We start from the raw sequence: 23,087 nt of genomic DNA, 5'->3' as shown, positions 1-23,087 counted from the left end.
TAAATGCTATGAAAATAAGGAATTTGACTATAACCGCATTTTTAATCGCAATCAACGTTGTATTAAGTAGTCTTATTGTAATACCTTTGGGACCTATAAAAGCAGCGCCAGTTCAACATTTTATTAATGTTTTATGCGCTGTGTTTGTTGGACCATGGTATGGATTAGCTCAAGCGCTTATTTCTTCCATTTTAAGAATTAGTTTTGGAACAGGTAGTCCTTTTGCTTTCCCGGGTAGTATGATTGGAGTTCTCTTGTCTAGTATATTCTACATGTATAGAAAACATATTTTCATGGCATCAGTTGGAGAAGTTTTAGGAACTGGTGTCATAGGAAGTTTAATGTGTATACCTTTAGCATGGTTTATGGGAATGGAAGACTTCTTTGTAAAACCATTAATGATAGCGTTTATGGTTTCAAGTGTAATTGGTTCTCTAATTAGCTATATAATACTTATTATTTTAAAAAGACGCGGGTTATTAGATAAATTTAAAAAGAAATAATTAATTATCATGTACGCTTTATTATTAAGGGATTAAATAAATGGGGTAACTCTGTTTAATTCGTATAATAGAGCGTGCTTTTTTATTCACTTTTTGATTAAGCGAGTTACATATTTATATGTTAAAATGTATGAGTTAAAACAGTGCGTAAAAAATTTTAAAAATAGAAAAATATTTATAAATAAGGGTTGTGAAAATAGAAATGGCGAATGTAACACCGATGATGCAACAATATTTAAAAATAAAATCAGAATATGATGATTGTTTATTATTTTTTAGACTCGGCGATTTCTATGAAATGTTCTTTGAAGATGCCAAAGAAGCCTCAAGAGTACTTGAAATCACCTTAACTAAAAGAGACGCTAAAAAAGAAAATCCAATCCCAATGTGTGGCGTACCGTATCATTCAGCAGATAGTTATATTGAAACCTTAATTAATAATGGTTATAAAGTAGCGATTTGTGAACAGATGGAAGACCCTAAACAAACAAAAGGCATGGTTAAAAGAGAAGTTGTAAGAATTGTCACTCCTGGTACAGTCATGGAACAAGGTGGCGTAGATGAAAAACAAAATAACTACATTCTTAGTTTTGTAAAAGATGAAGGAATAGCACTTAGTTATTGTGATGTTTCTACTGGAGAATTTAAGTCTACCCATTTTCAAGACGAAGCGACGTTATTAAATGAAATAACGACGATAAATCCTAATGAAATTGTTGTTAATGAAGCATTATCTGAAGAACTCAAACGCCAAATTAGTATGACTACAGAAACAATTACAGTACGTGAGACTCTATCAAATGAACAATACGAGACTAATAAGCTTACTCATAATCTAATGTATAAATCTGCACAATTATTACTAGATTATATTCATCATACTCAAAAGAGAGACTTATCTCATATAGAAGAAGTTGTACAATATGCGGCTGTTGATTTCATGAAGATGGACTTCTATGCCAAACGTAATCTAGAACTAACAGAGAGTATTAGACTCAAATCTAAAAAGGGTACTTTACTTTGGTTGATGGATGAAACAAAAACACCAATGGGTGCTAGAAGATTAAAACAATGGGTAGATAGACCTTTAATTAGTAAAGACCAAATTAATGATCGATTAAATATAGTTGAAGAATTTATTAATCGTTTTATCGAAAGAGATACCTTACGAAATTATTTAAATCAAGTTTATGATATTGAAAGATTGGTAGGTAGAGTCAGTTATGGCAACGTGAATGCCAGAGATTTAATTCAGCTCAAGCACTCAATATCAGAGATTCCACATATTAAAGAATTACTTAATGAATTAGATGCTCAAACTACTACTCAATTTAGTGAGCTTGAGCCGTTAGATGATCTTTTAGAATTATTAGAAGAGAGTTTAGTAGAAGAACCTCCAATTTCAGTTAAAGATGGTGGATTATTCAAGACAGGTTTCAATGAACAACTAGATGAATACTTAGAAGCTTCTAAGAACGGTAAAAATTGGTTAGCAGAATTACAGGCTAAGGAACGTGAGCGTACAGGTATCAAGTCTCTTAAGATAAGTTTTAATAAGGTTTTTGGTTATTTTATTGAAATCACACGTGCTAATTTGCAAGGATTTGAACCTAGCGATTATGGCTACAATCGCAAACAAACATTATCCAATGCAGAGCGTTTTATTACAGATGAATTGAAAGAAAAAGAGGATATCATTTTAGGTGCCGAAGATAAAGCGATTGAATTAGAGTATCAATTATTCGTTAAATTGCGTGAGCACATTAAAACTTACACCGAAAGGTTACAACAACAAGCTAAAATTATTTCTGAATTAGATTGTCTACAGAGTTTTGCTGAAATTGCGCAAAAATATAATTATGTAAGACCATCTTTCAGTGATGATAAAACCTTACATTTAGAGAATTCGAGACATCCAGTGGTTGAGAGAGTTATGGATCATAACGATTATGTGCCGAACGATTGTAGTTTAAACAATGATACATTTATTTATCTCATAACTGGGCCAAATATGTCTGGTAAGTCAACTTACATGAGACAAGTAGCAATTATTAGCATTATGGCACAAATGGGAGCATACGTACCTTGTGATTCTGCTATATTACCTATATTTGATCAAATTTTTACTAGAATAGGTGCAGCTGACGACTTAGTTTCAGGTAAAAGTACATTTATGGTAGAGATGTTGGAAGCACAAAAAGCGTTAACTTATGCTACAGAAAATAGTTTAATTATTTTTGATGAAATTGGTAGAGGGACATCTACTTATGATGGACTTGCTTTAGCACAAGCCATGATTGAGTATGTAGCACAAACTTCTCATGCTAAAACATTATTTTCAACTCATTATCATGAATTAACTTCACTAGATCAAATGTTACCATGTTTAAAAAATGTACATGTAGCTGCTGATGAATATCAAGGAGAACTGATATTCTTGCATAAAGTTAAAGATGGAGCCGTCGATGATAGTTATGGTATACAAGTAGCTAAATTAGCTGATTTGCCAGAAGAAGTAATAAGTCGAGCTCAAGTAATACTAGATGAATTTGAACAAAAACCATCTAATCAAATTATGCCTAATGAATTACCAAATAATCATACAAATGATGAAAATGTAAAAAATGAGCATCACAATAGTGACGACAAATCAATGATCAAAGATTCATTTGAACAAGCTGCATTTGATTTATTTGATAATAGTGAAGAACAAAGTGAATTAGAATTAGAAATTAAAAATTTGAATTTATCCAATATGACGCCTATAGAAGCACTTGTGAAATTAAGTGAGTTACAGAATCAATTAAGATAGAGGTAGGTGTAAGAAATGGGAAAAATAAAAGAATTACAAACCTCATTAGCTAACAAAATTGCAGCCGGCGAAGTTGTAGAGAGACCCAGCTCTGTAGTTAAAGAATTATTGGAGAACGCGATTGATGCAAAATCCACCGAGATAAATATTGAAGTGGAACAATCAGGTATTTCTTCAATTAGAGTTGTTGATAACGGCACAGGTATTGAGCAAGATGATTTAAGTCTTGTCTTTCATAGACACGCAACAAGCAAATTAGATGTTGATGATGACTTATTCCATATTAGAACTTTAGGATTTCGTGGTGAGGCTTTAGCCAGTATTTCATCAGTATCTAAAGTGACATTAAAAACGTGTACAGATAATGAAAATGGCTTTGAAGTATATGCTGAAAATGGTGAGATCGTTAATCGTAAGCCAGCAAAAGCTAAAAAAGGTACAGACATATTAGTTGAATCCTTATTCTATAATACACCAGCGCGCTTAAAATATATTAAAAGTCTTTATACAGAATTAGGGAAGATAACTGATATTGTTAATCGAATGGCGATGAGTCATCCTGATATTAGAATCTCTTTAGTGTCTGATGGCAAAACACTAATAAGCACGAACGGTTCAGGTCGCACGAATGAAGTGATGGCAGAGATATATGGAATGAGAGTTGCTAAAGATTTAGTACATATTTCAGGAGATACAAGTGATTATCATCTTGAAGGTTTCTTTGCAAAGCCTGAACATTCAAGAAGTAACAAGCATTATATTTCAATTTTTATTAATGGTAGATATATCAAGAATTTTATTCTTAACAAAGCTATTTTAGAAGGATACCATACATTATTAACTATAGGCAGATATCCAATTTGCTATATCAACATTGAAATGGATCCTATTTTAGTAGATGTTAATGTGCATCCAACTAAGTTAGAAGTTCGTTTATCAAAAGAGGACCAGTTATATGATTTAATAGTTGAAAAAATTAGAGAGGCCTTCAAAGATAGAATTCTAATACCTCAAAATGATTTAGACCGAACACCTAAAAAGAATAAAGTCCTTGAATCATTTGAACAACAAAAAATGGATTTCGAAAAAAGAAATTCTGAAGTGGCAAATGACGACTCAACAACCGCCCATCCTTCATCTAATAAGGACCATTACAATACTAATGATTCAGAAATTAGAGAAGGTATCAATAATTACCAAGATACAAATACTACTTTATCAAACCATGAAAATGAGCAAGAATTTACCTCTCATAATATACAACGTTCCGAAGAGGATAATTACTCTCAAGTTCAAAAAGACATACTTAATGATATGGAGGACGATTACCTTTTAAATACTGAATCAACCTCTAAAAACGAAGAAGATATTAAAGGTACAGTGAGTCAAGATCCTAAGCGACGTGTACCATACATGGAAGTTGTGGGCCAAGTTCATGGAACGTATATTATTGCTCAAAATGAAAATGGTATGTTTATGATAGATCAACACGCAGCGCAAGAGAGAATAAAGTATGAATATTTTAGAGATAAAATAGGAGAAGTATCTAACGAAGTTCAAAATTTACTTATACCTCTTACATTTCATTTCTCAAAAGATGAACAAATGATTATTGACCAGTATATAGATGAATTAGATAAAGTCGGAATACACCTAGAGCATTTTGGTGGTCATGATTATATTGTAAATAGTTATCCAGTATGGTTTCCAAAAGCTGAAGCACAGGAAATAATTAAAGATATGATTGAGTTAGTTTTAGAAAATAAAAAAGTAGATGTGAAAAAGATAAGAGAAGATGCAGCGATTATGATGTCTTGTAAGAAATCTATTAAAGCTAATCATTATTTAAAAAATAATGAAATGTCAGATTTAATTGACCAACTAAGAGAAGCAGAAGATCCATTTACGTGTCCGCATGGTAGACCAATTATAATCAATTTTTCAAATTATGAATTAGAAAAACTATTTAAACGAGTGATGTAGAGGAGCTGTTATCTTGAAAGAAAATATTTTACCAGCTATTAGAAACATGAGGGATCTTGAAAGATTAACGAAGACGAACTATAAAGCTTGTGTATTGTTAGATATGCATATCGGCCATTTGAAAAGTATTATGGGGTTACTAAAGCAATATAATATAGAGTGTTATATTCATATCGATTTGATTAAAGGATTGAGCCATGATGAATTTGCTTGTGAATATATCATTCAACAATATCAACCAAAAGGTATCGTTTCTACAAAAACAAAAGTGATTAGGAAAGCTAAATCATTAAATACCTTAACGATATTTAGAGTGTTTATTATTGATAGCCAAGCACTTACTAGAAGTATAGAGTTAATTAAAAAAGTCGAACCAGATTTTGTCGAAGTATTACCAGGTATAGCTAGTAAAGCGATTAATCAAATTCAAAAAGAGACTACAACATCAGTCATTGCGGGCGGATTAATCAATGATGAAGCAGAAATTCAAGAAGCCATATCTAGTGGAGCTAAATATGTTACTACAAGCTATCAAAAGCTCTGGTAGTTACAAATTATGAGTTGTTTAAAGAATGATTTTCTTCTTTGAGCAACTCTTTTTTTATAAAAAATTATCAATAAAACTAAAATATTTAATAAGTGTTTTGGTTATCAATAATATTTCATCACTATTTTTATAATTATAAATACTAATTATGACAATTATTTTACAAAGTTATTGACAACGCTTACAACACAATAGTAAAATTGTATCAAGTTTAAAAGTTAATAATAGAACAGAGACTGGGAGATTTCTACGAGCTTAATATCGCTATGGTAGGGGTCTCTCTGTTTTTTGGGAGGAATTTATATGAATGCTTATTTAGCAGAATTTTTAGGAACTGCGATTCTAATCCTTTTCGGGGGTGGCGTATGTGCAAACGTCAACTTGAAGAGAAGTGCAGGCAACAACGCTGACTGGATTGTTATCGCAGCGGGTTGGGGACTTGCCGTGTCAATGGGTGCCTACGCTGTCGGTAAATTCTCAGGTGCACATTTAAACCCAGCTGTAACTATAGCTCTTGCCATGGATGGCGGATTCAGTTGGGCTCAAGTACCAGGATATATCATTTGCCAGATGTTAGGTGGTATCGTTGGTGGTGCCCTCGTTTGGTTAATGTATCTTCCACATTGGAAAGTCACTGAAGAACCTGACGTTAAATTAGGCGTGTTCTCTACAGCACCTGGTATCAAAAATTATTTCGCTAACTTTTTAAGTGAGATAATCGGTACAATGGCTTTAACTTTAGGTATTCTATTTATTGGTGTAAATAAAATTGCTGACGGATTAAACCCGCTTATTGTTGGCGCTTTAATTGTAGCAATTGGTTTAAGTTTAGGAGGCCCTACTGGTTATGCAATTAACCCAGCTCGTGACTTAGGCCCACGTATTGCCCATGCAATATTGCCAATTGCAGGAAAGGGTAAATCTAATTGGTCATATGCTATAGTGCCTGTGTTAGGTCCTATTGCAGGTGGTATGCTCGGTGCAGTCATTTACGAAGTATTTTATAAACAAACATTTAATGTAAGTTGTGTCGTTGGAATTTTAGTAGTAGTAATCACTCTAGTATTAGGGTTGATTTTAAATAAATCTTCAAAAAAAGGTGACATTGAATCAATTTACTAATAGTAACAATATATTAGATAATTATAATTATCGGGATTAAAATTTCTCAATTATGTGTATAGATATAATGGTTGATACTTTATAAATAGTTTTAAAATGTTAACTTTATAAAGCTTATTATTAATCACATCAAAAGGAGTCAAAACCTATGGAAAAATATATTTTATCAATCGATCAGGGAACAACAAGTTCACGTGCAATCTTATTTAATAAAGATGGAGAAATTAAAGGCGTTTCTCAACGTGAATTTAAACAACATTTTCCACACTCAGGTTGGGTAGAACATGATGCTAACGAAATTTGGACTTCAGTTCTTTCAGTAATGGCTGAAGTTATGAATGAAAATGATATTCAATCTGAACAAATTGAAGGTATCGGTATTACTAACCAACGTGAAACAACAGTGGTTTGGGATAAAAATACCGGACGACCAATTTATCACGCGATAGTTTGGCAATCACGTCAAACGCAAGATATTTGTACTGAATTAAAAGATCAAGGGTATGAAGAAACATTCAGAGATAAAACAGGTTTACTATTAGACCCTTATTTTGCAGGAACTAAAGTAAAATGGATTTTAGATAATGTTGATGGCGCAAGAGAGAAAGCAGAAAATGGAGACTTATTATTCGGAACTATTGATTCTTGGTTAGTTTGGAAGTTGTCAGGTAAAGCGGCTCATATCACTGATTATACGAATGCTAGTCGTACTTTAATGTTCAATATTCATGATTTAAAATGGGATGATGAACTATTAGACATTTTAGATGTTCCTAAACAAATGCTTCCTGAAGTTAAAGAATCAAGCGAAGTGTATGCTAAAACTATAGATTATCACTTCTTCGGTCAAGAAGTACCTATTGCCGGTATCGCTGGTGACCAACAAGCTGCATTATTTGGTCAAGCTTGTTTCGACCGTGGTGACGTTAAAAACACTTACGGTACAGGTGGCTTTATGTTAATGAACACTGGTGAAGAAGCGGTTAAATCAGAAAGTGGATTATTAACAACTATTGCATATGGTATTGACGGCAAAGTGAACTATGCGCTTGAAGGTTCAATCTTTGTTTCAGGTTCAGCTATCCAATGGTTACGTGATGGTTTGAGAATGATTAATTCTGCACCTCAAACTGAGAACTACGCTTCACGTGTGGACTCAACTGAAGGCGTTTATATGGTTCCAGCATTTGTAGGCTTAGGTACGCCTTATTGGGATTCTGATGCTAGAGGCGCATTCTTCGGATTAACTCGCGGTACTGAAAAGGAACACTTCATCCGTGCAACATTAGAATCACTATGCTATCAAACACGTGATGTTATGGAAGCAATGTCAAAAGATTCATCTATTGAAGTACAAAACTTACGTGTAGATGGTGGTGCAGTTAAAAATAACTTCCTAATGCAATTCCAAGCTGATATCGTTAATACAGCAGTTGAAAGACCTGAAATTCAAGAAACTACTGCTTTAGGTGCTGCATACTTAGCAGGTTTAGCTGTAGGATTCTGGGACGATAAAGAAGATATTAGAGAACGTTGGAAGCTTGAAACTGAATTTGAACCAAAAATGGAAGATGAACAACGCACTAAGTTATACAAAGGCTGGAAAAAAGCTGTTGAAGCAACTCAAGTATTCAAATTAGAAGATTAAGACAAATTTTTTAAAGGAAAAATGAGCAATAAATGGACTTGATTTTCTTAAATGTGATATACTTTATTTAAGTTAATAAGAAAATCGAGAAACGAGAGATCTGTTCGTACAAAACAATTAAATGTTGTTGTGGGATAGGTGTCTCGTTTTTTATTTATTTCTAGGAGGCGTTTAGATAATGGCATTATCTACATTGAAAAGAGATCATATCAAGAAAAATTTAAGAGAAAATGAATATGACGTTGTTATCGTCGGTGGTGGTATTACAGGTGCAGGTATTGCTCTTGACGCTAGTAACCGCGGTATGAAAGTAGCATTAGTTGAAATGCAAGATTTCGCACAAGGTACAAGTTCTAGATCTACTAAACTTGTTCATGGTGGTTTAAGATATTTAAAACAATTACAAGTTGGCGTTGTTGCTGAAACTGGTAAAGAACGTGCAATTGTTTATGAGAATGGTCCACATGTAACTACACCTGAATGGATGCTGTTACCAATGCATAAAGGTGGTACATTCGGTAAATTCTCAACAGCTATCGGTTTAACAATGTATGATAGACTAGCTGGTGTTAAAAAATCTGAACGTAAAAAAATGTTATCTAGACAAGATACACTAGATAAAGAACCATTAGTTAAACAAGAAGGCTTAAAAGGTGGCGGTTATTACGTTGAATACCGTACTGATGACGCTCGTTTAACTATTGAAGTTATGAAAAAAGCAGCTGAAAAAGGTGCAGAAATCATTAACTATACTCGTTCAGAACATTTCACTTATGATTCAAATAAAAAAGTTAATGGTATCGAAGTATTAGATATGATTGACGGAGAAACATACGGTATTAAAGCTAAAAAAGTAATTAATGCTTCTGGTCCATGGGTTGATGAAGTGAGAAGTGGTGACTATGCACGTAATAATAAACAACTACGTTTAACTAAAGGTGTGCACGTTGTTATCGACCAATCTAAATTCCCATTAGGCCAAGCAGTTTATTTCGACACTGAAAAAGATGGTCGTATGATTTTCGCTATACCTCGTGAAGGTAAAGCATATGTTGGTACAACTGATACTTTCTATGATAACGAAAAAGCAACACCATTAACTACACAAGAAGATAGAGATTATCTCATTGATGCGATTAATTACATGTTCCCAAGTGTTAATGTTAAAGATGAAGATATCGAATCAACTTGGGCAGGTGTTCGTCCATTAATCTTAGAAGAAGGTAAAGACCCATCTGAAATTTCTCGTAAAGATGAAGTTTGGGAAGGTGAATCAGGCCTACTTACTATTGCTGGTGGTAAGTTAACAGGTTATCGTCATATGGCACTAGATATTGTTGACTTATTAGCTAAACGTTTAAAACAAGAACATGGACTTAAATTTGAACCATGTGCAACTAAATATCTTAAAATTTCTGGCGGTGACGTAGGTGGTAGTAAAAACTATCAACACTTTGTTGACCAAAAAGTTGACGCAGCCAAAGGATTTGGTATTGAAGAAGATGTTGCACGTAGATTAGCTAGTAAATATGGTTCTAACGTAGATCATTTATTCAACATAGCTCAAACTGCTAAACAACAAGATAATCATTTACCATTGGAAATTTATGTGGAATTAGTTTACGGAATCCAACAAGAAATGGTTTACAAACCAACTGACTTCTTAGTACGTCGTTCAGGTAAATTATACTTCAATATTCAAGATGTTTTAGATTATAAAGATGCTGTTATTGACGTTATGGCTGATATGCTTAACTATTCAGATGCTCAAAAAGAGTCTTACACTAAAGAAGTAGAAGAAGCAATTGATCAAGCACGTACTGGAAATAATCAACCAGCAGTTAAAGAATAAGCATGTTGAATTAAAACGTATGAATATCTAATAAACTACTTGTGAATGTTGGCTCTCGCTTTCATTCATAAGTAGTTTTTTAATTTGCAAATTTTGTGCCATCATTTTCTAAAAATAAATGATTAATGAGGGTAATGTTAATATGCAAACGATTTGATTACATCAATGTCTCACGGTATATTATTTATAAAATGGTTTTAATGAACGCATTGAATTAAACCTAAATTTGAAGTTAGAAAGATCGATCGGGGGCATATGATGTGAGTCAAAGTCAATTTAAAATTACTGTTGAAGATGGAACAATGATTGAAGTTAAAGTTGATAAAGCGAAGAAAAATACTATCGGTATTATTCATCTTTTTCATGGAATGGCTGAACATATGGACCGTTATGACGAGTTAGTAAATGCGTTGAATATACAAGGATACGATGTTTTAAGACACAATCATCGTGGTCATGGTAAAGATATTGATGAAGTTGAACGGGGTCACTTTGAGAGTATGTCTCAAATCGCTGATGATGCGTATGAGATAGTTGAAACACTATATGGTACTGAACTTAAAGTTCCTTACGTTGTCCTTGGACATTCTATGGGCTCTATTATTGCAAGATTATTTGTTATGAGATACCCAGAATTTGCAGATGGATTAATATTAACAGGTACTGGCATGTTCCCGAAATGGAAGGGTGTTCCGGCGACTTTCGCTTTGAAACTCATTACGATGATCTTAGGAAAACGCCGTCGAGTAAATTGGGTGAATAAATTAGTTAATAAATCATTTAACAAACGAATAGACAATCCCTTAACTGAAAGTGATTGGATATCTACAAGACGTGATGAGGTAGAGAAATTTGTTAAAGATGAATACTGTGGTTTCAAAGTATCTAATCAGTTAATTTATCAAACTGTAAAATTTATGATGTTAACAATAGAACCTAAATGTCTAGATAAACTTAACAAACAATTGCCAATTTTATTGATTTCAGGAAAAGAAGATCCATTTGGTGATTATGGAAAAGGAATCAAACAATTAGGTAAATTGTATAAAAAATCAGGTATTAAGCACATTACTGTTCAGCTATATAAAAATAAAAGACATGAAATTTTATTTGAGGACGATTATCAAACAACGTGGCAACATATGTTTGAATGGATAGAGAAACAAATTTTAAAGAAAAATAAAGTGAGTGAATAACGAAATGACGAATCAACATAAGCCATTTATTGTTGTTATTGTTGGACCAACAGCATCAGGTAAAACTGAATTAAGTATTGAAGTTGCCAAAAAATTTAATGGAGAAATCATTAGTGGCGATTCAATGCAAGTATATAAAAATATGGATATTGGAACAGCTAAAGTAACACAAGATGAAATGGATGGTATCACGCATCATATGATAGACATCTTAGAACCAGATGAGTCGTTTTCGGCATTTGAATTTAAAAAACGTGCAGAAGCATGTATTGAAGATATTACAAATAGAGGTAAATTACCTATTATCGCGGGTGGCACGGGCCTTTACATACAATCATTACTTTATAATTATGCATTTGAAGATGAAACTATTTCAGAAGAGCAAATGAAACGTGTTCAAGCGCAACTTGAAGAATTAAAACACTATAATAATGAAGAATTGCATCAGTATCTAGTATCATTTGATAGTGACTCTGCAGAAGATATTCATCCAAATAATCGAAAAAGAGTACTTCGAGCGATAGAATACTATTTAAAAACAAAAAAACTTTTAAGTTCTCGCAAGAAAGTGCAACAATTTACTGAAAATTATGATACATTATTATTAGGGATTGAAATGTCGCGCGAAACATTATATTTTAAAATAAATAAACGTGTCGATATTATGTTGGGTCACGGATTATTTAATGAAGTGCAAGACCTCGTAGAACAAGGTTTTGAATCAAGTCAAAGTATGCAAGCAATTGGATATAAAGAACTCGTACCTGTAGTAAAAGGTCATATACAGATGGATGATGCTGTTGAAAAACTTAAACAGCATTCACGTAAGTATGCGAAACGACAATTAACTTGGTTTAAAAATAAAATGAACGTTCATTGGTTAGATAAAGAAAAAATGTCACTTCAGATGATGTTAGATGAGATTACAACCCAAATAAATAAAAGGAGTTCTAAACATGATTGCAAACGAAAACATCCAAGATCAAGCACTAGAGAACTTTAAAGCAGACAAAACTGAGGTCACTGTATTCTTTTTAAACGACTTTCAAATGAAAGGTGTTATTGAAGACTTTGACAAATATGTCGTAAGTTTAAATTCTCAAGGCAAACAACATCTGATTTACAAACATGCGATCAGCACTTTCACAGTTGATAATGAAACAGAAGAATCAACTGAAGAACAAAGTGAAGAATAGAAGTTGTAATCAAAGTGCATTAATAACGCCATTTTGTTGAAAGTAAAATCTAATCGTTGGTTTTACTAATCAATGAAATACATTTAATTATTGAAGATAATGTTTTAAAACACTAAGCACTTTAGAACAAATCAAGGGAATGTTTGTAATAAAAAAATGCTTCATGCAATGTGTTGATTGAAGTTCGTCTTAATTTCAATAATTACACATTACATGAAGCATTTTTCATTATAGTTACACTTTATATTACTCTTACATTTTTAATTATAATAATTTTTCAATTTCACTTGCGATTTGGTCTGGTTTTTTCTGAGGAGAAAAGCGTTTAACGACATTACCCTCACGATCAACTAAGAATTTAGTGAAATTCCATTTTATTTTTTCATTTAACATACCTTTTGCTGCATCAGTTAAATAACGGAATAAAGGATGTTGATTGTCGCCTTTAACGTCTACTTTCTCATGAATAGGGAAAGTAACGCCATAATTAATTTTACAATTTTGAGCGGCCTCTTCTCCTGAACCAGGTTCTTGTCCGCCAAATTGATTACAAGGGAAACCTAAGACGATAAAGCCTTTATCTTTATAGTTATCATATAACTTCTGTAATCCTTCAAATTGTGGAGTAAAACCACATTCACTAGCAGTGTTTACGATTAGCATTACGTCGCCTTTATACTGTTCTAATTTATAATTTTCACCATTATTTTTTTGTACTACGAAATCATAAATTGTTTCCATATCTATCACCCTTTCGATTTACTTCAAATTTAACATAATTTAATCGTATAGTCTTTGTTTATACTCTATGATAGAATGTTTTGAGTAACTTTTTAAAAGGAGATGTATATCATGGCACAGCAACCACATACGACTAAGAAGAATTTAGAGACTGCTGTTTTAATCGGTGTACATGCTCAAACGGATAATCAATTTAATTTTGATTCAACTATGGAAGAATTAGAAGCTTTATCTCAAACTTGCCGTTTAAATGTTAAGGGACAAATCACTCAAAATAGAGAACAATTTGATCATAAATATTATGTAGGTAAAGGTAAAATAGAGGAAATTAAAGCTTTCATCGAATTTCATGATATAGATGTTGTTGTTACAAATGATGAATTAACGACGGCTCAATCTAAAACATTAAATGATAATTTGGGCATAAAAATCATCGATAGAACCCAATTGATTTTAGAAATATTCGCATTAAGAGCAAGAAGTAGAGAAGGTAAATTACAAGTTGAACTTGCACAACTTGATTATCTTTTACCACGATTGCAAGGTCATGGAAAGAGTCTTTCTCGTTTAGGCGGTGGCATAGGTACAAGAGGTCCAGGTGAAACAAAACTTGAAATGGATCGACGTCATATTAGAACACGCATGAATGAAATCAAGCACCAACTACAATCAGTAGTTGAACATCGTGAAAGATATAGAAATAAACGAGAACAGAATCAAGTTTTCCAAGTTGCCTTAGTTGGTTATACGAATGCTGGAAAATCATCTTGGTTTAACGTTTTAGCGAATGAAGAAACCTACGAAAAGGATTTACTCTTTGCAACATTAGACCCAAAAACACGTCAAATACAAATAAATGAAGGGTTTAATCTTATTATTTCAGATACAGTAGGTTTCATTCAGAAATTACCTACAACACTTGTTGCTGCGTTCAAATCTACGCTTGAAGAAGCTAAAGATGCAGATTTACTATTACACGTTGTTGATGCGAGTCATCCTGAACATCGTACGCAATATGATACAGTTAATCAAATCATTGATGATTTAAATATGGATCAAATACCTCAGGCTGTCATTTTCAATAAAAAAGATTTATGCACAGAAGCTCAAGAGGCTCCAGTTGCTAAATCGCCATATGTATTTGTATCTAGTCGTGATGAAAATGATAAAGATAAAGTTAGAAACTTAATGATTGATGAAATAAAACATCATTTAGACTATTATGAAGAAACAGTTGATAGTACAGATGCAAATCGATTGTACTTCTTAAAGCAACACACACTAGTTGATGAACTTTATTTCAATGAAGACAATGAGACTTATAGTATTAAAGGTTATAAAAAATAAAGAAGGAAGAAAAATCATGGAAGAAATGACCAAATTAATTGAAGAAGTTGAAACGACTTTAGCACCATTCTTCAAAGATATTGAGAAAACTGCGTTAATCAATCAAGAAAAAGTATTAGACGCATTTCACCATGTCAAAGCTACAGAGAGTGACTTGCAAGGATCTACCGGGTACGGTTATGACGATTTTGGTAGAGATCATTTAGAAGAAATTTACGCTCACACATTTAAAGCTGAAGATGCCCTTGTCAGACCACAAATCATTTCAGGTACCCATGCAATTACGCTAGCTCTGCAGAGTACTTTAAAATATGGTGACGAGTTGTTATATATCACTGGAAGTCCATATGACACTTTACTAGAAGTGATAGGTGTGAACGGGAATGGTATAGAAAGTTTAAAAGAACATGGTGTGCACTATAACGAGGTCAAATTGAAAAATGGTAAAATTGATATTCCTTCTGTACTTAGTGCAATAAATGAGAAAACGAAAGTTGTTGCTATTCAACGTTCTAAAGGTTATGATCAACGCCCGTCAATTCCGGTGGATGAAATTGAAGAGGCGATTGATACAATTAAAACACAGCATCCGAATGTCATTATATTCGTAGATAATTGCTATGGAGAATTTGTTGAAGATAAAGAACCTATTGAAGTAGGGGCTGACTTAATCGCAGGTTCACTCATTAAGAACCCTGGTGGTGGCCTAGCTAAGATAGGCGGGTATATAGCCGGTCGTAAAGATTTAATTGAGAGATGCGGTTATCGCTTAACTGCGCCAGGTATTGGTAAAGAAGCGGGAGCATCTTTAAATTCTTTACAAGAAATGTATCAAGGATACTTTTTAGCGCCTCATGTAGTCAGTCAAAGTTTGAAAGGCGCATTGTTTACCAGCCTTCTTCTTGAAAAGTTAAACATGAAAACGACACCTAAATACAATGCGAAACGTACAGACTTAATCCAAACGGTACAATTTGAGACGAAAGAACAAATGATATCTTTCTGTCAAAGTATACAACATGTTTCTCCAATTAATGCACATTTTAGTCCAGAACCTAGTTATATGCCTGGATACGAAGATGATGTCATTATGGCAGCAGGTACCTTTGTACAAGGCTCCTCTATAGAATTATCAGCGGATGGTCCTATTAGACCACCATATGAGGCATACGTACAAGGTGGACTTACTTATGAACATGTTAAATTAGCTGTAACACGAGCAGTTACACAACTGCGAAAACAAAACTTGATATAAAGATTAATTTAACTCTCTAAATAAACTTGATTTAGAGAGTTTTGTATTTGTTTGAACTTTTTGTCAGAAAATTATAAAATTATTTCAGAAAGTATAAGTTGTTGCCTGAAATTAATTAAATATTTTGAATGAATTTGTTAGTAGAAATATTGATATGACAGGTTTTTGATATTTTATGTTAGAAAACCTTACATACTTTTGTATTATCGATAAAACTATGCTAAATTAATGACAAGTTCAAAAGTAGAGGAGAGGTTCAAGTGCAGTCTAACGATTCTATCAGACGTAACATGGCCGTATTCTCTATGAGTGTAGTGAGTAAATTAACCGAACTAAGTCCAAGACAAATTCGATACTATGAGACACATGAACTCATTACACCTGAAAGAACTGAAGGTAACAAAAGGTTATTTTCAATGAATGATTTGGATAGACTTTTAGAAATTAAATCTTTAATTGAAAAGGGTTTTAACATTAAAGGTATTAAACAAATCATTTTTGATGACCAAGATCACTTATCGACAGACGAACAAGAGACTAGAAAAAGAATGATTGTAGATGCAACACAGAAACCGCGTAGCGAAACATTACCAATAAATCGTGGTGACTTATCAAGATTTATTAAATAAAATTTGGAGGATTAAAACCATGCCAAAACGTAGTTTTACAAAAGATGATATTCGTAAGTTTGCTGAAGAGGAAAACGTAAGATATTTAAGATTACAATTTACTGATATTTTAGGAACAATTAAAAACGTAGAGGTTCCTGTTAGCCAATTAGAAAAAGTTTTAGATAATGAAATGATGTTTGATGGTTCTTCAATCGAAGGATTTGTAAGAATTGAAGAATCTGATATGTATTTACATCCAGATTTAGATACTTGGGTAATTTTCCCATGGACTGCTGGACAAGGTAAAGTTGCACGTTTAATCTGTGATGTATTTAAAACAGATGGTACTCCATTTGAAGGCGATCCACGTGCTAACTTAAAACGAGTTTTAAAAGAAATGGAAGATATGGGATTCACAGACTTCAACTTAGGGCCTGAACCAGAATTCTTCTTATTCAAATTAGATGAAAAAGGTGAACCAACTTTAGAACTTAATGATGATGGTGGTTACTTCGACTTAGCACCTACAGACTTAGGTGAAAATTGCCGTCGTGATATCGTATTAGAATTAGAGGATATGGGCTTTGATATTGAAGCAAGTCACCATGAAGTTGCACCTGGTCAACATGAAATTGACTTTAAATATGCAGATGCTGTAACAGCATGTGATAATATTCAAACATTCAAACTTGTTGTAAAAACTATTGCTCGTAAACATAATTTACATGCGACATTTATGCCTAAACCATTATTTGGTGTTAACGGAAGCGGAATGCACTTTAACGTTTCACTATTCAAAGGTAAAGAAAATGCATTCTACGATCCAAATGGCGAAATGCAATTAACAGAAACAGCTTATCAATTTACAGCAGGTGTTCTTAAAAATGCACGTGGTTTCACTGCAGTATGTAACCCTCTAGTAAACTCATATAAACGTTTAGTGCCAGGTTACGAAGCTCCATGTTATATCGCTTGGAGTGGTAAAAACCGTTCTCCATTAGTACGTGTACCTTCTTCAAGAGGATTATCAACTCGTATTGAAGTACGTTCAGTTGACCCTGCAGCTAACCCTTACATGGCTTTAGCAGCAATCCTTGAAGCAGGATTAGACGGTATTAAGAATAAACTAGAAGTACCAGAACCAGTAAATCAAAATATCTACGAAATGAATCGTGAAGAACGAGAAGCAGTTGGCATCCAAGACTTACCATCAACATTGTATACTGCGTTAAAATCAATGCGTGAAAATCCTTCAATCAAAAAAGCTTTAGGAAATCACATTTACAATCAATTTATTAACTCTAAATCAATTGAATGGGATTATTACCGTACTCAAGTTTCTGAATGGGAACGCGAGCAGTACATGAAACAATACTAAAGCGCTAAACAAAATAGGGGAACCACATTAGGGGTAAGAGCTGAGGCGAAACTGTCTCGGCTCTTTTTTATGTTGTTAATAGTAATTTTAAAGGTGTGAAATGGTCTAGAAGAGTATGGCAAGATATGGCTATAGTTCAAAAAGAAGTGGAAAGAACGACGAGTAATGTTACTTAGAGGGAGACATCCCAATGAGTATGTAACTGTATATGAGAAACATACTGTTACAAATATTTATAATGCAAGTAGATTGTTAGTTACTGAATCTGCACGTGTGCAGGCTGAATCACAGAAGCTAACTTATCTTAAAGAATTAGGTGAAGATGGCGAATATAAATATGTGGCCAAAATAGATAAAAAAACATCTAAAATATGTCACACATTAAATGGCAAAGTATTTAAAGTTAAAGACATGGTTCCAGGCATCAATGCTCCACCAATGCATCCATGGTGCAGAAGTACTACAGTACCACATGTGGGAAACTGGCGGGATAAATTCTTTACTGAACGTAAAGGTAAGTATCAGATTAAAGATTACCTTAGCGAGTCAGGTGCACTTAGTAACAAAAATGATGAATACGGTGTTAAAAGAAGAAAGCACGCACAAACGTATTATAATTCAGTAAAAAATCGTGATAAACTGGCAGAGATAAAAACTATTGCAAACAATGTGAATATGAATGAAAAAGCGATTAAAAGAGTTTATGAACACCTATTTGAGAACAAGTATCTACTAGACAATGGCATTAAACAATTTGACCCTGATTTTTATATGGCTCAAAGTTGGCAAAGATTGAGAGAAGGGAAAAATATTAAATCTATGGATGTAATAATGCTAAAGCACGAAGCACTTGAACACTTTTTAATGAATAAGTATTATTTAAGTTATAAAGAAGCACATATACTTTCTGAAAAAAATACAATTACAGCGCATTAATTAAATAGAGGTGAGATTATTTGCTAATTTTAAAACTTCAAGAAAAAAATAACCAGACTGTTATATATAAATATTATCCTAATGATAATGAAAATATTAAGCCAGGTGTTATTCATGTGAATATAGACAGTCTTCAAATTATCAATGCTGAAAAATCTGAGATAGAAGATAAAGAAAAAGATAATTATTTTATACATGCTATCGAAAGAATAGAATTGAATACCAGTAAAAAAATGTTTCCCAAATCTGAACTTGTAGCTTGGGGATAGAGCACCTAACAAAGATATAGATTAAGGTGCTATTTTTATACGCTTTTTTAACCTTCTACGGAAGGTTATTTTTTTATGTCCAAAACGTGCTGATGACGTTATAAAAGCAAGTATGGAATACGCAGTCGACAGACTATAAACGGAGGTATATCTCATGGAAAACAACCAAAGTAATATTACTGAAGAAACGAAGCACAATGATAATTCAGAAACAATTCATGAACAATCACAGCAAAAGGAGCACACATTCTCCCAAGCAGAAGTATCTCAAATGATTAAAGATCGTTTAGCTAGAGAAAAAATCTGATGAACGTATTAAGGATGCCATTCAAGAGGCTGAAAAACTGGCAAAAATGAATGGGAACGCGAGCAGTACATGAAACAATACTAAAGCGCTAAACAAAACAGGGGAACCACAATAGGGGTAAGAGCTGAGGCGAAACTGTCTCGGCTCTTTTTTGTGTTGTTAATAGTAATTTTAAAGGTGTGAAATGGTCTAGAAGAGTATGGCAAGATATGGCTATAGTTCAAAAAGAAGTGGAAAGAACGACGAGTAATGTTACTTAGAGGGAGACATCCTAGTGAGTATGTAACTGTTTATGAGAAACATACTGTTACAAATATTTATAATGCAAGTAGATTGTTAGTTACTGGATCAGCACGTGTTCAAGCTGAATCACAGAAGCTAACTTATCTTAAAGATTTAGGTGAAGATGGCGAGTACAAGTATGTAGCAAAAATTGACAAGAAAACATCTAAAATATGTCACACATTAAATGGCAAAGTATTTAAAGTTAAAGATATGATACCTGGAGTTAATGCTCCACCTATGCACCCTTGGTGCAGAAGTACTACAGTACCGCATGTCGGCAGTTGGCGAGACAAGTTCTTTAAAGAGCGTGAAGGTATGTATCAAGTAGAAAATAAAAAAATGAACATGAAAAAATAACAAGGCTTTCTGGAGCGTTAAATAATTTAAATGATCCTTACCAAGAAAAGAGAGATAATCATGCAATAATTTATTATCAATCAGTCAGAAAACGAAATAAAAATATAGAAATAGATAAAATTTCTAAAAATACAAATTTAAATAAAAACCTAGTGAAAAGAGCTTATGAACATTTGTTTGAGAATAAATATAGATTAAATAACGGTATTAATAATTTTTATCCAGATTATAATATTGCTGTAAGTTGGCAACGTTTAAGAGAAGGTAAAAATATTAAAGAGCGAGATTTGATTCTGTTGCGTCACGAAGCGCTTGAACATTATTTAATGAATAAGTATAATTATAACTATAGAGAAGCTCACGAAATTGTAGAAAGAAAATACGATTTTGCTAGTTATATTGAGAAATAGGGTGATTCAGTTGCTTATTATGAAAAAGCTAAAAGAAGATAATCAAGTTATAGTATATGAATATATTCCACAAGATAAGATAGAAAATGGTAAGGGTAAAATAACGGTAAATAAATTAGATTCAAAGGTAATAGATTATAATTTATCAAAGATTGAAATTGAAAAAAACATTTTAGCTTATAGAAATAAAGCTTTCTTTGCTATTAGAACTTTTATAGAAAATAAAGAATTTCCAGAAAATCATTTAGTTGCTTGGTATTAGCATCCTTTCTACACAAATATATAGAAAGTGGTGCTATTTTTATACGCTTTTTTAACCTTCTACGGAAGGTTATTTTTTATGTCCAAAACGTGCTGATGACGTTATAAAAGCAAGTATGGAATACGCAGTCGACAGACTATAAACGGAGGTATATCTCATGGAGAACAATCAAAGTAATATTATTGAAGAAACGAAGCATAATGAGAGTATAGAAACAACTCATGAATAATCACAGCAAAATGAGAAAACATTCTCCCAAGAAGAAGTATCTCAAATGATTAAAGACCGTTTAGCTAGAGAAAAAATCTGATGAACGTATTAAGGATGTCATCTAGGAGGCTGAAAAACTGGCAAAAATGAAACCAGTTCAATGCTCAATGAGTCCGGTGTTCAAATTTTAATAAATTAACCATAATAAAAAGATCTCGTCGCATTCTCACAATAATCAATCATTAACCTTTTATTTCCAAAGTAAATTAAGAATAGACGAAATCTCTTCAAATTTAAATAGCAGTATATTAAATTAACTTCAACAACTGTTCTACATTTTCTTCAGTAGTTGCCCAACTAGTCGCAAATCTTACAACACGGTGATTATCATCATATTTTTCCCACACTGCGAATTTAACTTTCTTCTCTAATTCTTTTATTTTATCGTTACTGAGTATAAAGAATTGTTGGTTCGTGGGTGAATCAAAATAGACTTGATATCCTTTTTCTAAAAATCCGTTTTTGACTTTCTTAGCCATATCAATCGCATGTTTACTAATTTTAAAATATAAATCATCTGTAAATAACTCTAAGAATTGGATACCAGTTAATCGACCTTTAGCTAGTAAAGCGCCATGGTGTTTAATAATGGTTGTAAAGTTTTTTGGCTCATTATTCTTAGTGAATACAATTGCCTCACCACATAGTGCACCTATTTTAGTACCACCAATATAAAAGATGTCACAATATTTAGCTACATCTTCAATAGTGACGTCGGTATTTTCACTCATCAACCCGTAACCGAGTCTAGCACCATCCATAAATAATGGTATCTCATGTTGACGACAAACTTTGGCTAAACTATTTAATTCCTCTTTTGTATATAGTGTGCCATATTCTGTAGGATGAGAAATATAAACCATCCCCGGAAATACCATATGTTCTTTTTTGAAGTCACTATAAAAAGTTTCTAAGTAAGCTTCAACACCTTTAGCGGATATTTTTCCTTCTTCTGATGGGATGGCTAAAACTTTATGGCCACTAAATTCAATCGCGCCACCTTCATGAACCGCCACATGTCCCGTATCTGCTGATATAACACCTTCGTAACTTTTCAACATAGAATTGATAACTACTTGGTTTGTTTGAGTTCCGCCAACTAAAAATCTTACAGTTGCCTCAGGACACTTGATAGTTTCTCTAATTTTATCAGCTGCTTGTGATGAGAAGTCATCAAAGCCGTATCCAGCAGCTTGAACCATGTTTGTATCAATAAGTCGTTTGAGTACTTTCTCATGTGCACCTTCTAAGTAATCATTTTCAAATGAAATCATTAACTTTCCCTCCTAAGTTAAATCCAATCTTCAATATTATTCAATACATCTTGATGATTCACTTTTATTAGAAAATAAATTCTCATTTTTAGGGGTAGAAAACAAGAAATGATTAACTAATAAAAATATCAAAAGATAGATAATTCTGAATATTCAATCGAATGTTGTTATTATACATCATGATAACTAAAATTAAAATATATTCCGAACAACCTATTTAAATAAGTGGTAATTAAACAAATTGTTTCTGTAATAATTGAATTTTTATATGAAAAGTTCTATCATTTAATCAACATAAAGAAAGGGGAATGTACCTTATGCAACAAATTAAATTCAAAACATTTACAGAAGATTCTATTGAAAGATTGGAAAAAAGCGTTAATGATTTTCTTAAGTCAGATGAAGGTAGTGCATATAGCTTATTAAATATCACTATTAAACAAATTGAGGAGCGAAAGTTTCCAAATATAGAAGAAGATTATAACGCAATAGTAACTTTAGTTACTAAAGAATAATATAAGAGAAA

Annotated in this window: 20 protein-coding genes and 5 pseudogenes; 23 read left to right on the top strand and 2 right to left on the bottom strand. The window is 32.7% G+C overall.

Annotation, left to right across the window (positions count from 1 at the left end; genetic code table 11):
- The first annotated feature begins 8 nt into the window (after positions 1-8).
- The 10 genes from thiW (at position 9) to hfq (ending at position 12,859) form a co-directional block, all read left to right on the top strand.
- A complete protein-coding gene (gene thiW, locus MHI13_RS13490) occupies positions 9-503 on the top strand; it encodes an energy coupling factor transporter S component ThiW (RefSeq protein ID WP_064210582.1) in 495 nt (164 codons plus the stop codon).
- A 202-nt stretch (positions 504-705) separates the two neighbouring features.
- Positions 706-3,315 (top strand): DNA mismatch repair protein MutS, encoded by a 2,610-nt coding sequence (gene mutS / locus MHI13_RS13485; protein WP_064210583.1) that lies wholly within the window; start codon positions 706-708, stop codon positions 3,313-3,315.
- Between the two features lie 15 nt (positions 3,316-3,330).
- Positions 3,331-5,298, top strand: a complete 1,968-nt coding sequence (mutL, locus tag MHI13_RS13480; protein WP_064210584.1) for a DNA mismatch repair endonuclease MutL — start codon at positions 3,331-3,333, stop codon at positions 5,296-5,298.
- 13 nt (positions 5,299-5,311) lie between these two features.
- A complete protein-coding gene (locus tag MHI13_RS13475) occupies positions 5,312-5,845 on the top strand; it encodes a glycerol-3-phosphate responsive antiterminator (RefSeq protein ID WP_002433652.1) in 534 nt (177 codons plus the stop codon).
- Between the two features lie 303 nt (positions 5,846-6,148).
- A complete protein-coding gene (locus MHI13_RS13470) occupies positions 6,149-6,967 on the top strand; it encodes an MIP/aquaporin family protein (RefSeq protein WP_064210585.1) in 819 nt (272 codons plus the stop codon).
- A gap of 148 nt (positions 6,968-7,115) precedes the next feature.
- Positions 7,116-8,615, top strand: coding sequence for a glycerol kinase GlpK (gene glpK, locus MHI13_RS13465; protein WP_002433942.1), 1,500 nt, complete (start codon positions 7,116-7,118; stop codon positions 8,613-8,615).
- Positions 8,616-8,793: 178 nt separating this feature from the next.
- Positions 8,794-10,467 carry a glycerol-3-phosphate dehydrogenase/oxidase gene (locus MHI13_RS13460; RefSeq protein ID WP_002470050.1) on the top strand — a complete coding sequence of 558 codons (1,674 nt, stop codon included), beginning with the start codon at positions 8,794-8,796 and terminating at the stop codon, positions 10,465-10,467.
- Positions 10,468-10,727: 260 nt separating this feature from the next.
- Positions 10,728-11,663 carry an alpha/beta hydrolase gene (locus MHI13_RS13455; protein WP_064210586.1) on the top strand — a complete coding sequence of 312 codons (936 nt, stop codon included), beginning with the start codon at positions 10,728-10,730 and terminating at the stop codon, positions 11,661-11,663.
- Between the two features lie 4 nt (positions 11,664-11,667).
- Positions 11,668-12,666: a tRNA (adenosine(37)-N6)-dimethylallyltransferase MiaA gene (gene miaA, locus MHI13_RS13450; RefSeq protein WP_064210587.1), complete on the top strand. Its 999-nt coding sequence runs from the start codon at positions 11,668-11,670 to the stop codon at positions 12,664-12,666.
- A complete protein-coding gene (gene hfq, locus MHI13_RS13445; RefSeq protein WP_064210588.1) occupies positions 12,620-12,859 on the top strand; it encodes an RNA chaperone Hfq in 240 nt (79 codons plus the stop codon). Before miaA ends, hfq begins: the two co-directional genes overlap by 47 nt.
- 264 nt (positions 12,860-13,123) lie before the next feature.
- Here hfq and MHI13_RS13440 read toward each other — a convergent pair whose 3' ends face one another.
- Complete coding sequence (locus MHI13_RS13440; protein WP_002433669.1) at positions 13,124-13,600, bottom strand: glutathione peroxidase; 477 nt, start codon at positions 13,598-13,600, stop codon at positions 13,124-13,126.
- A 111-nt stretch (positions 13,601-13,711) separates the two neighbouring features.
- On the opposite strand from MHI13_RS13440, the gene hflX reads away from it, so the two are divergent.
- The 12 genes and pseudogenes from hflX to MHI13_RS13380 form a co-directional block, all read left to right on the top strand.
- A complete protein-coding gene (hflX, locus tag MHI13_RS13435) occupies positions 13,712-14,947 on the top strand; it encodes a GTPase HflX (RefSeq protein WP_064210589.1) in 1,236 nt (411 codons plus the stop codon).
- A 16-nt stretch (positions 14,948-14,963) separates the two neighbouring features.
- Positions 14,964-16,202 (top strand): methionine gamma-lyase family protein, encoded by a 1,239-nt coding sequence (locus MHI13_RS13430; RefSeq protein ID WP_064210590.1) that lies wholly within the window; start codon positions 14,964-14,966, stop codon positions 16,200-16,202.
- Positions 16,203-16,462: 260 nt separating this feature from the next.
- The gene (locus MHI13_RS13425) at positions 16,463-16,831 is read left to right on the top strand and encodes a MerR family transcriptional regulator (protein WP_002433929.1); all 369 of its coding nucleotides are present in this window, start codon (positions 16,463-16,465) and stop codon (positions 16,829-16,831) included.
- A gap of 19 nt (positions 16,832-16,850) precedes the next feature.
- Positions 16,851-18,191 carry a type I glutamate--ammonia ligase gene (gene glnA / locus MHI13_RS13420; RefSeq protein ID WP_002433573.1) on the top strand — a complete coding sequence of 447 codons (1,341 nt, stop codon included), beginning with the start codon at positions 16,851-16,853 and terminating at the stop codon, positions 18,189-18,191.
- 71 nt (positions 18,192-18,262) lie between these two features.
- A pseudogene (locus MHI13_RS23480) lies at positions 18,263-18,725 on the top strand (minor capsid protein); the annotation flags it as partial.
- Positions 18,726-19,147: 422 nt separating this feature from the next.
- Entirely contained in the window at positions 19,148-19,396 is a 249-nt protein-coding gene (locus MHI13_RS13410) for a hypothetical protein (RefSeq protein WP_023350352.1), read from the top strand.
- A 37-nt stretch (positions 19,397-19,433) separates the two neighbouring features.
- A pseudogene (locus MHI13_RS13405) lies at positions 19,434-19,560 on the top strand (hypothetical protein); the annotation flags it as partial.
- A complete protein-coding gene (locus MHI13_RS13400; protein WP_193750999.1) occupies positions 19,551-19,703 on the top strand; it encodes a hypothetical protein in 153 nt (50 codons plus the stop codon). The pseudogene MHI13_RS13405 and the gene MHI13_RS13400, both read left to right, overlap by 10 nt.
- 155 nt (positions 19,704-19,858) lie before the next feature.
- Positions 19,859-20,342 (top strand): annotated as a pseudogene (locus MHI13_RS13395) (minor capsid protein); the annotation flags it as partial.
- A 209-nt stretch (positions 20,343-20,551) separates the two neighbouring features.
- Positions 20,552-20,629, top strand: a pseudogene (locus MHI13_RS23475) (hypothetical protein); the annotation flags it as partial.
- 136 nt (positions 20,630-20,765) lie between these two features.
- Entirely contained in the window at positions 20,766-21,017 is a 252-nt protein-coding gene (locus tag MHI13_RS13385; RefSeq protein WP_064210035.1) for a hypothetical protein, read from the top strand.
- A gap of 73 nt (positions 21,018-21,090) precedes the next feature.
- A pseudogene (locus MHI13_RS13380) lies at positions 21,091-21,187 on the top strand (hypothetical protein); the annotation flags it as partial.
- 348 nt (positions 21,188-21,535) lie between these two features.
- Here MHI13_RS13380 and MHI13_RS13375 read toward each other — a convergent pair.
- Complete coding sequence (locus tag MHI13_RS13375) at positions 21,536-22,561, bottom strand: threonine aldolase family protein (protein ID WP_064210036.1); 1,026 nt, start codon at positions 22,559-22,561, stop codon at positions 21,536-21,538.
- Positions 22,562-22,878: 317 nt separating this feature from the next.
- Here MHI13_RS13375 and MHI13_RS13370 point away from each other — a divergent pair, with 317 nt between their 5' ends.
- Positions 22,879-23,076, top strand: coding sequence for a hypothetical protein (locus MHI13_RS13370; RefSeq protein WP_002433822.1), 198 nt, complete (start codon positions 22,879-22,881; stop codon positions 23,074-23,076).
- Positions 23,077-23,087: the final 11 nt, after the last annotated feature.

Source organism: Staphylococcus sp. FSL K6-0223 (genome assembly GCF_038008285.1).
The sequence above is the reverse complement of the archived record's forward strand: the minus strand, read 5'-3'. Positions and strand labels throughout refer to the sequence as shown.

What these genes read in the sequence shown, in the direction of transcription:
- thiW (WP_064210582.1), top strand. Translation starts at nt 9, where the DNA reads ATGAAAATAAGGAATTTGACTATAACCGCATTTTTAATCGCAATCAAC.
- mutS (WP_064210583.1), top strand. Translation starts at nt 706, where the DNA reads ATGGCGAATGTAACACCGATGATGCAACAATATTTAAAAATAAAATCA.
- mutL (WP_064210584.1), top strand. Translation starts at nt 3,331, where the DNA reads ATGGGAAAAATAAAAGAATTACAAACCTCATTAGCTAACAAAATTGCA.
- MHI13_RS13470 (WP_064210585.1), top strand. Translation starts at nt 6,149, where the DNA reads ATGAATGCTTATTTAGCAGAATTTTTAGGAACTGCGATTCTAATCCTT.
- glpK (WP_002433942.1), top strand. Translation starts at nt 7,116, where the DNA reads ATGGAAAAATATATTTTATCAATCGATCAGGGAACAACAAGTTCACGT.
- MHI13_RS13460 (WP_002470050.1), top strand. Translation starts at nt 8,794, where the DNA reads ATGGCATTATCTACATTGAAAAGAGATCATATCAAGAAAAATTTAAGA.
- miaA (WP_064210587.1), top strand. Translation starts at nt 11,668, where the DNA reads ATGACGAATCAACATAAGCCATTTATTGTTGTTATTGTTGGACCAACA.
- hfq (WP_064210588.1), top strand. Translation starts at nt 12,620, where the DNA reads ATGATTGCAAACGAAAACATCCAAGATCAAGCACTAGAGAACTTTAAA.
- MHI13_RS13440 (WP_002433669.1), bottom strand. Translation starts at nt 13,600, where the DNA reads ATGGAAACAATTTATGATTTCGTAGTACAAAAAAATAATGGTGAAAAT.
- hflX (WP_064210589.1), top strand. Translation starts at nt 13,712, where the DNA reads ATGGCACAGCAACCACATACGACTAAGAAGAATTTAGAGACTGCTGTT.
- MHI13_RS13430 (WP_064210590.1), top strand. Translation starts at nt 14,964, where the DNA reads ATGGAAGAAATGACCAAATTAATTGAAGAAGTTGAAACGACTTTAGCA.
- glnA (WP_002433573.1), top strand. Translation starts at nt 16,851, where the DNA reads ATGCCAAAACGTAGTTTTACAAAAGATGATATTCGTAAGTTTGCTGAA.
- MHI13_RS13400 (WP_193750999.1), top strand. Translation starts at nt 19,551, where the DNA reads ATGGAAAACAACCAAAGTAATATTACTGAAGAAACGAAGCACAATGAT.
- MHI13_RS13375 (WP_064210036.1), bottom strand. Translation starts at nt 22,561, where the DNA reads ATGATTTCATTTGAAAATGATTACTTAGAAGGTGCACATGAGAAAGTA.
- MHI13_RS13370 (WP_002433822.1), top strand. Translation starts at nt 22,879, where the DNA reads ATGCAACAAATTAAATTCAAAACATTTACAGAAGATTCTATTGAAAGA.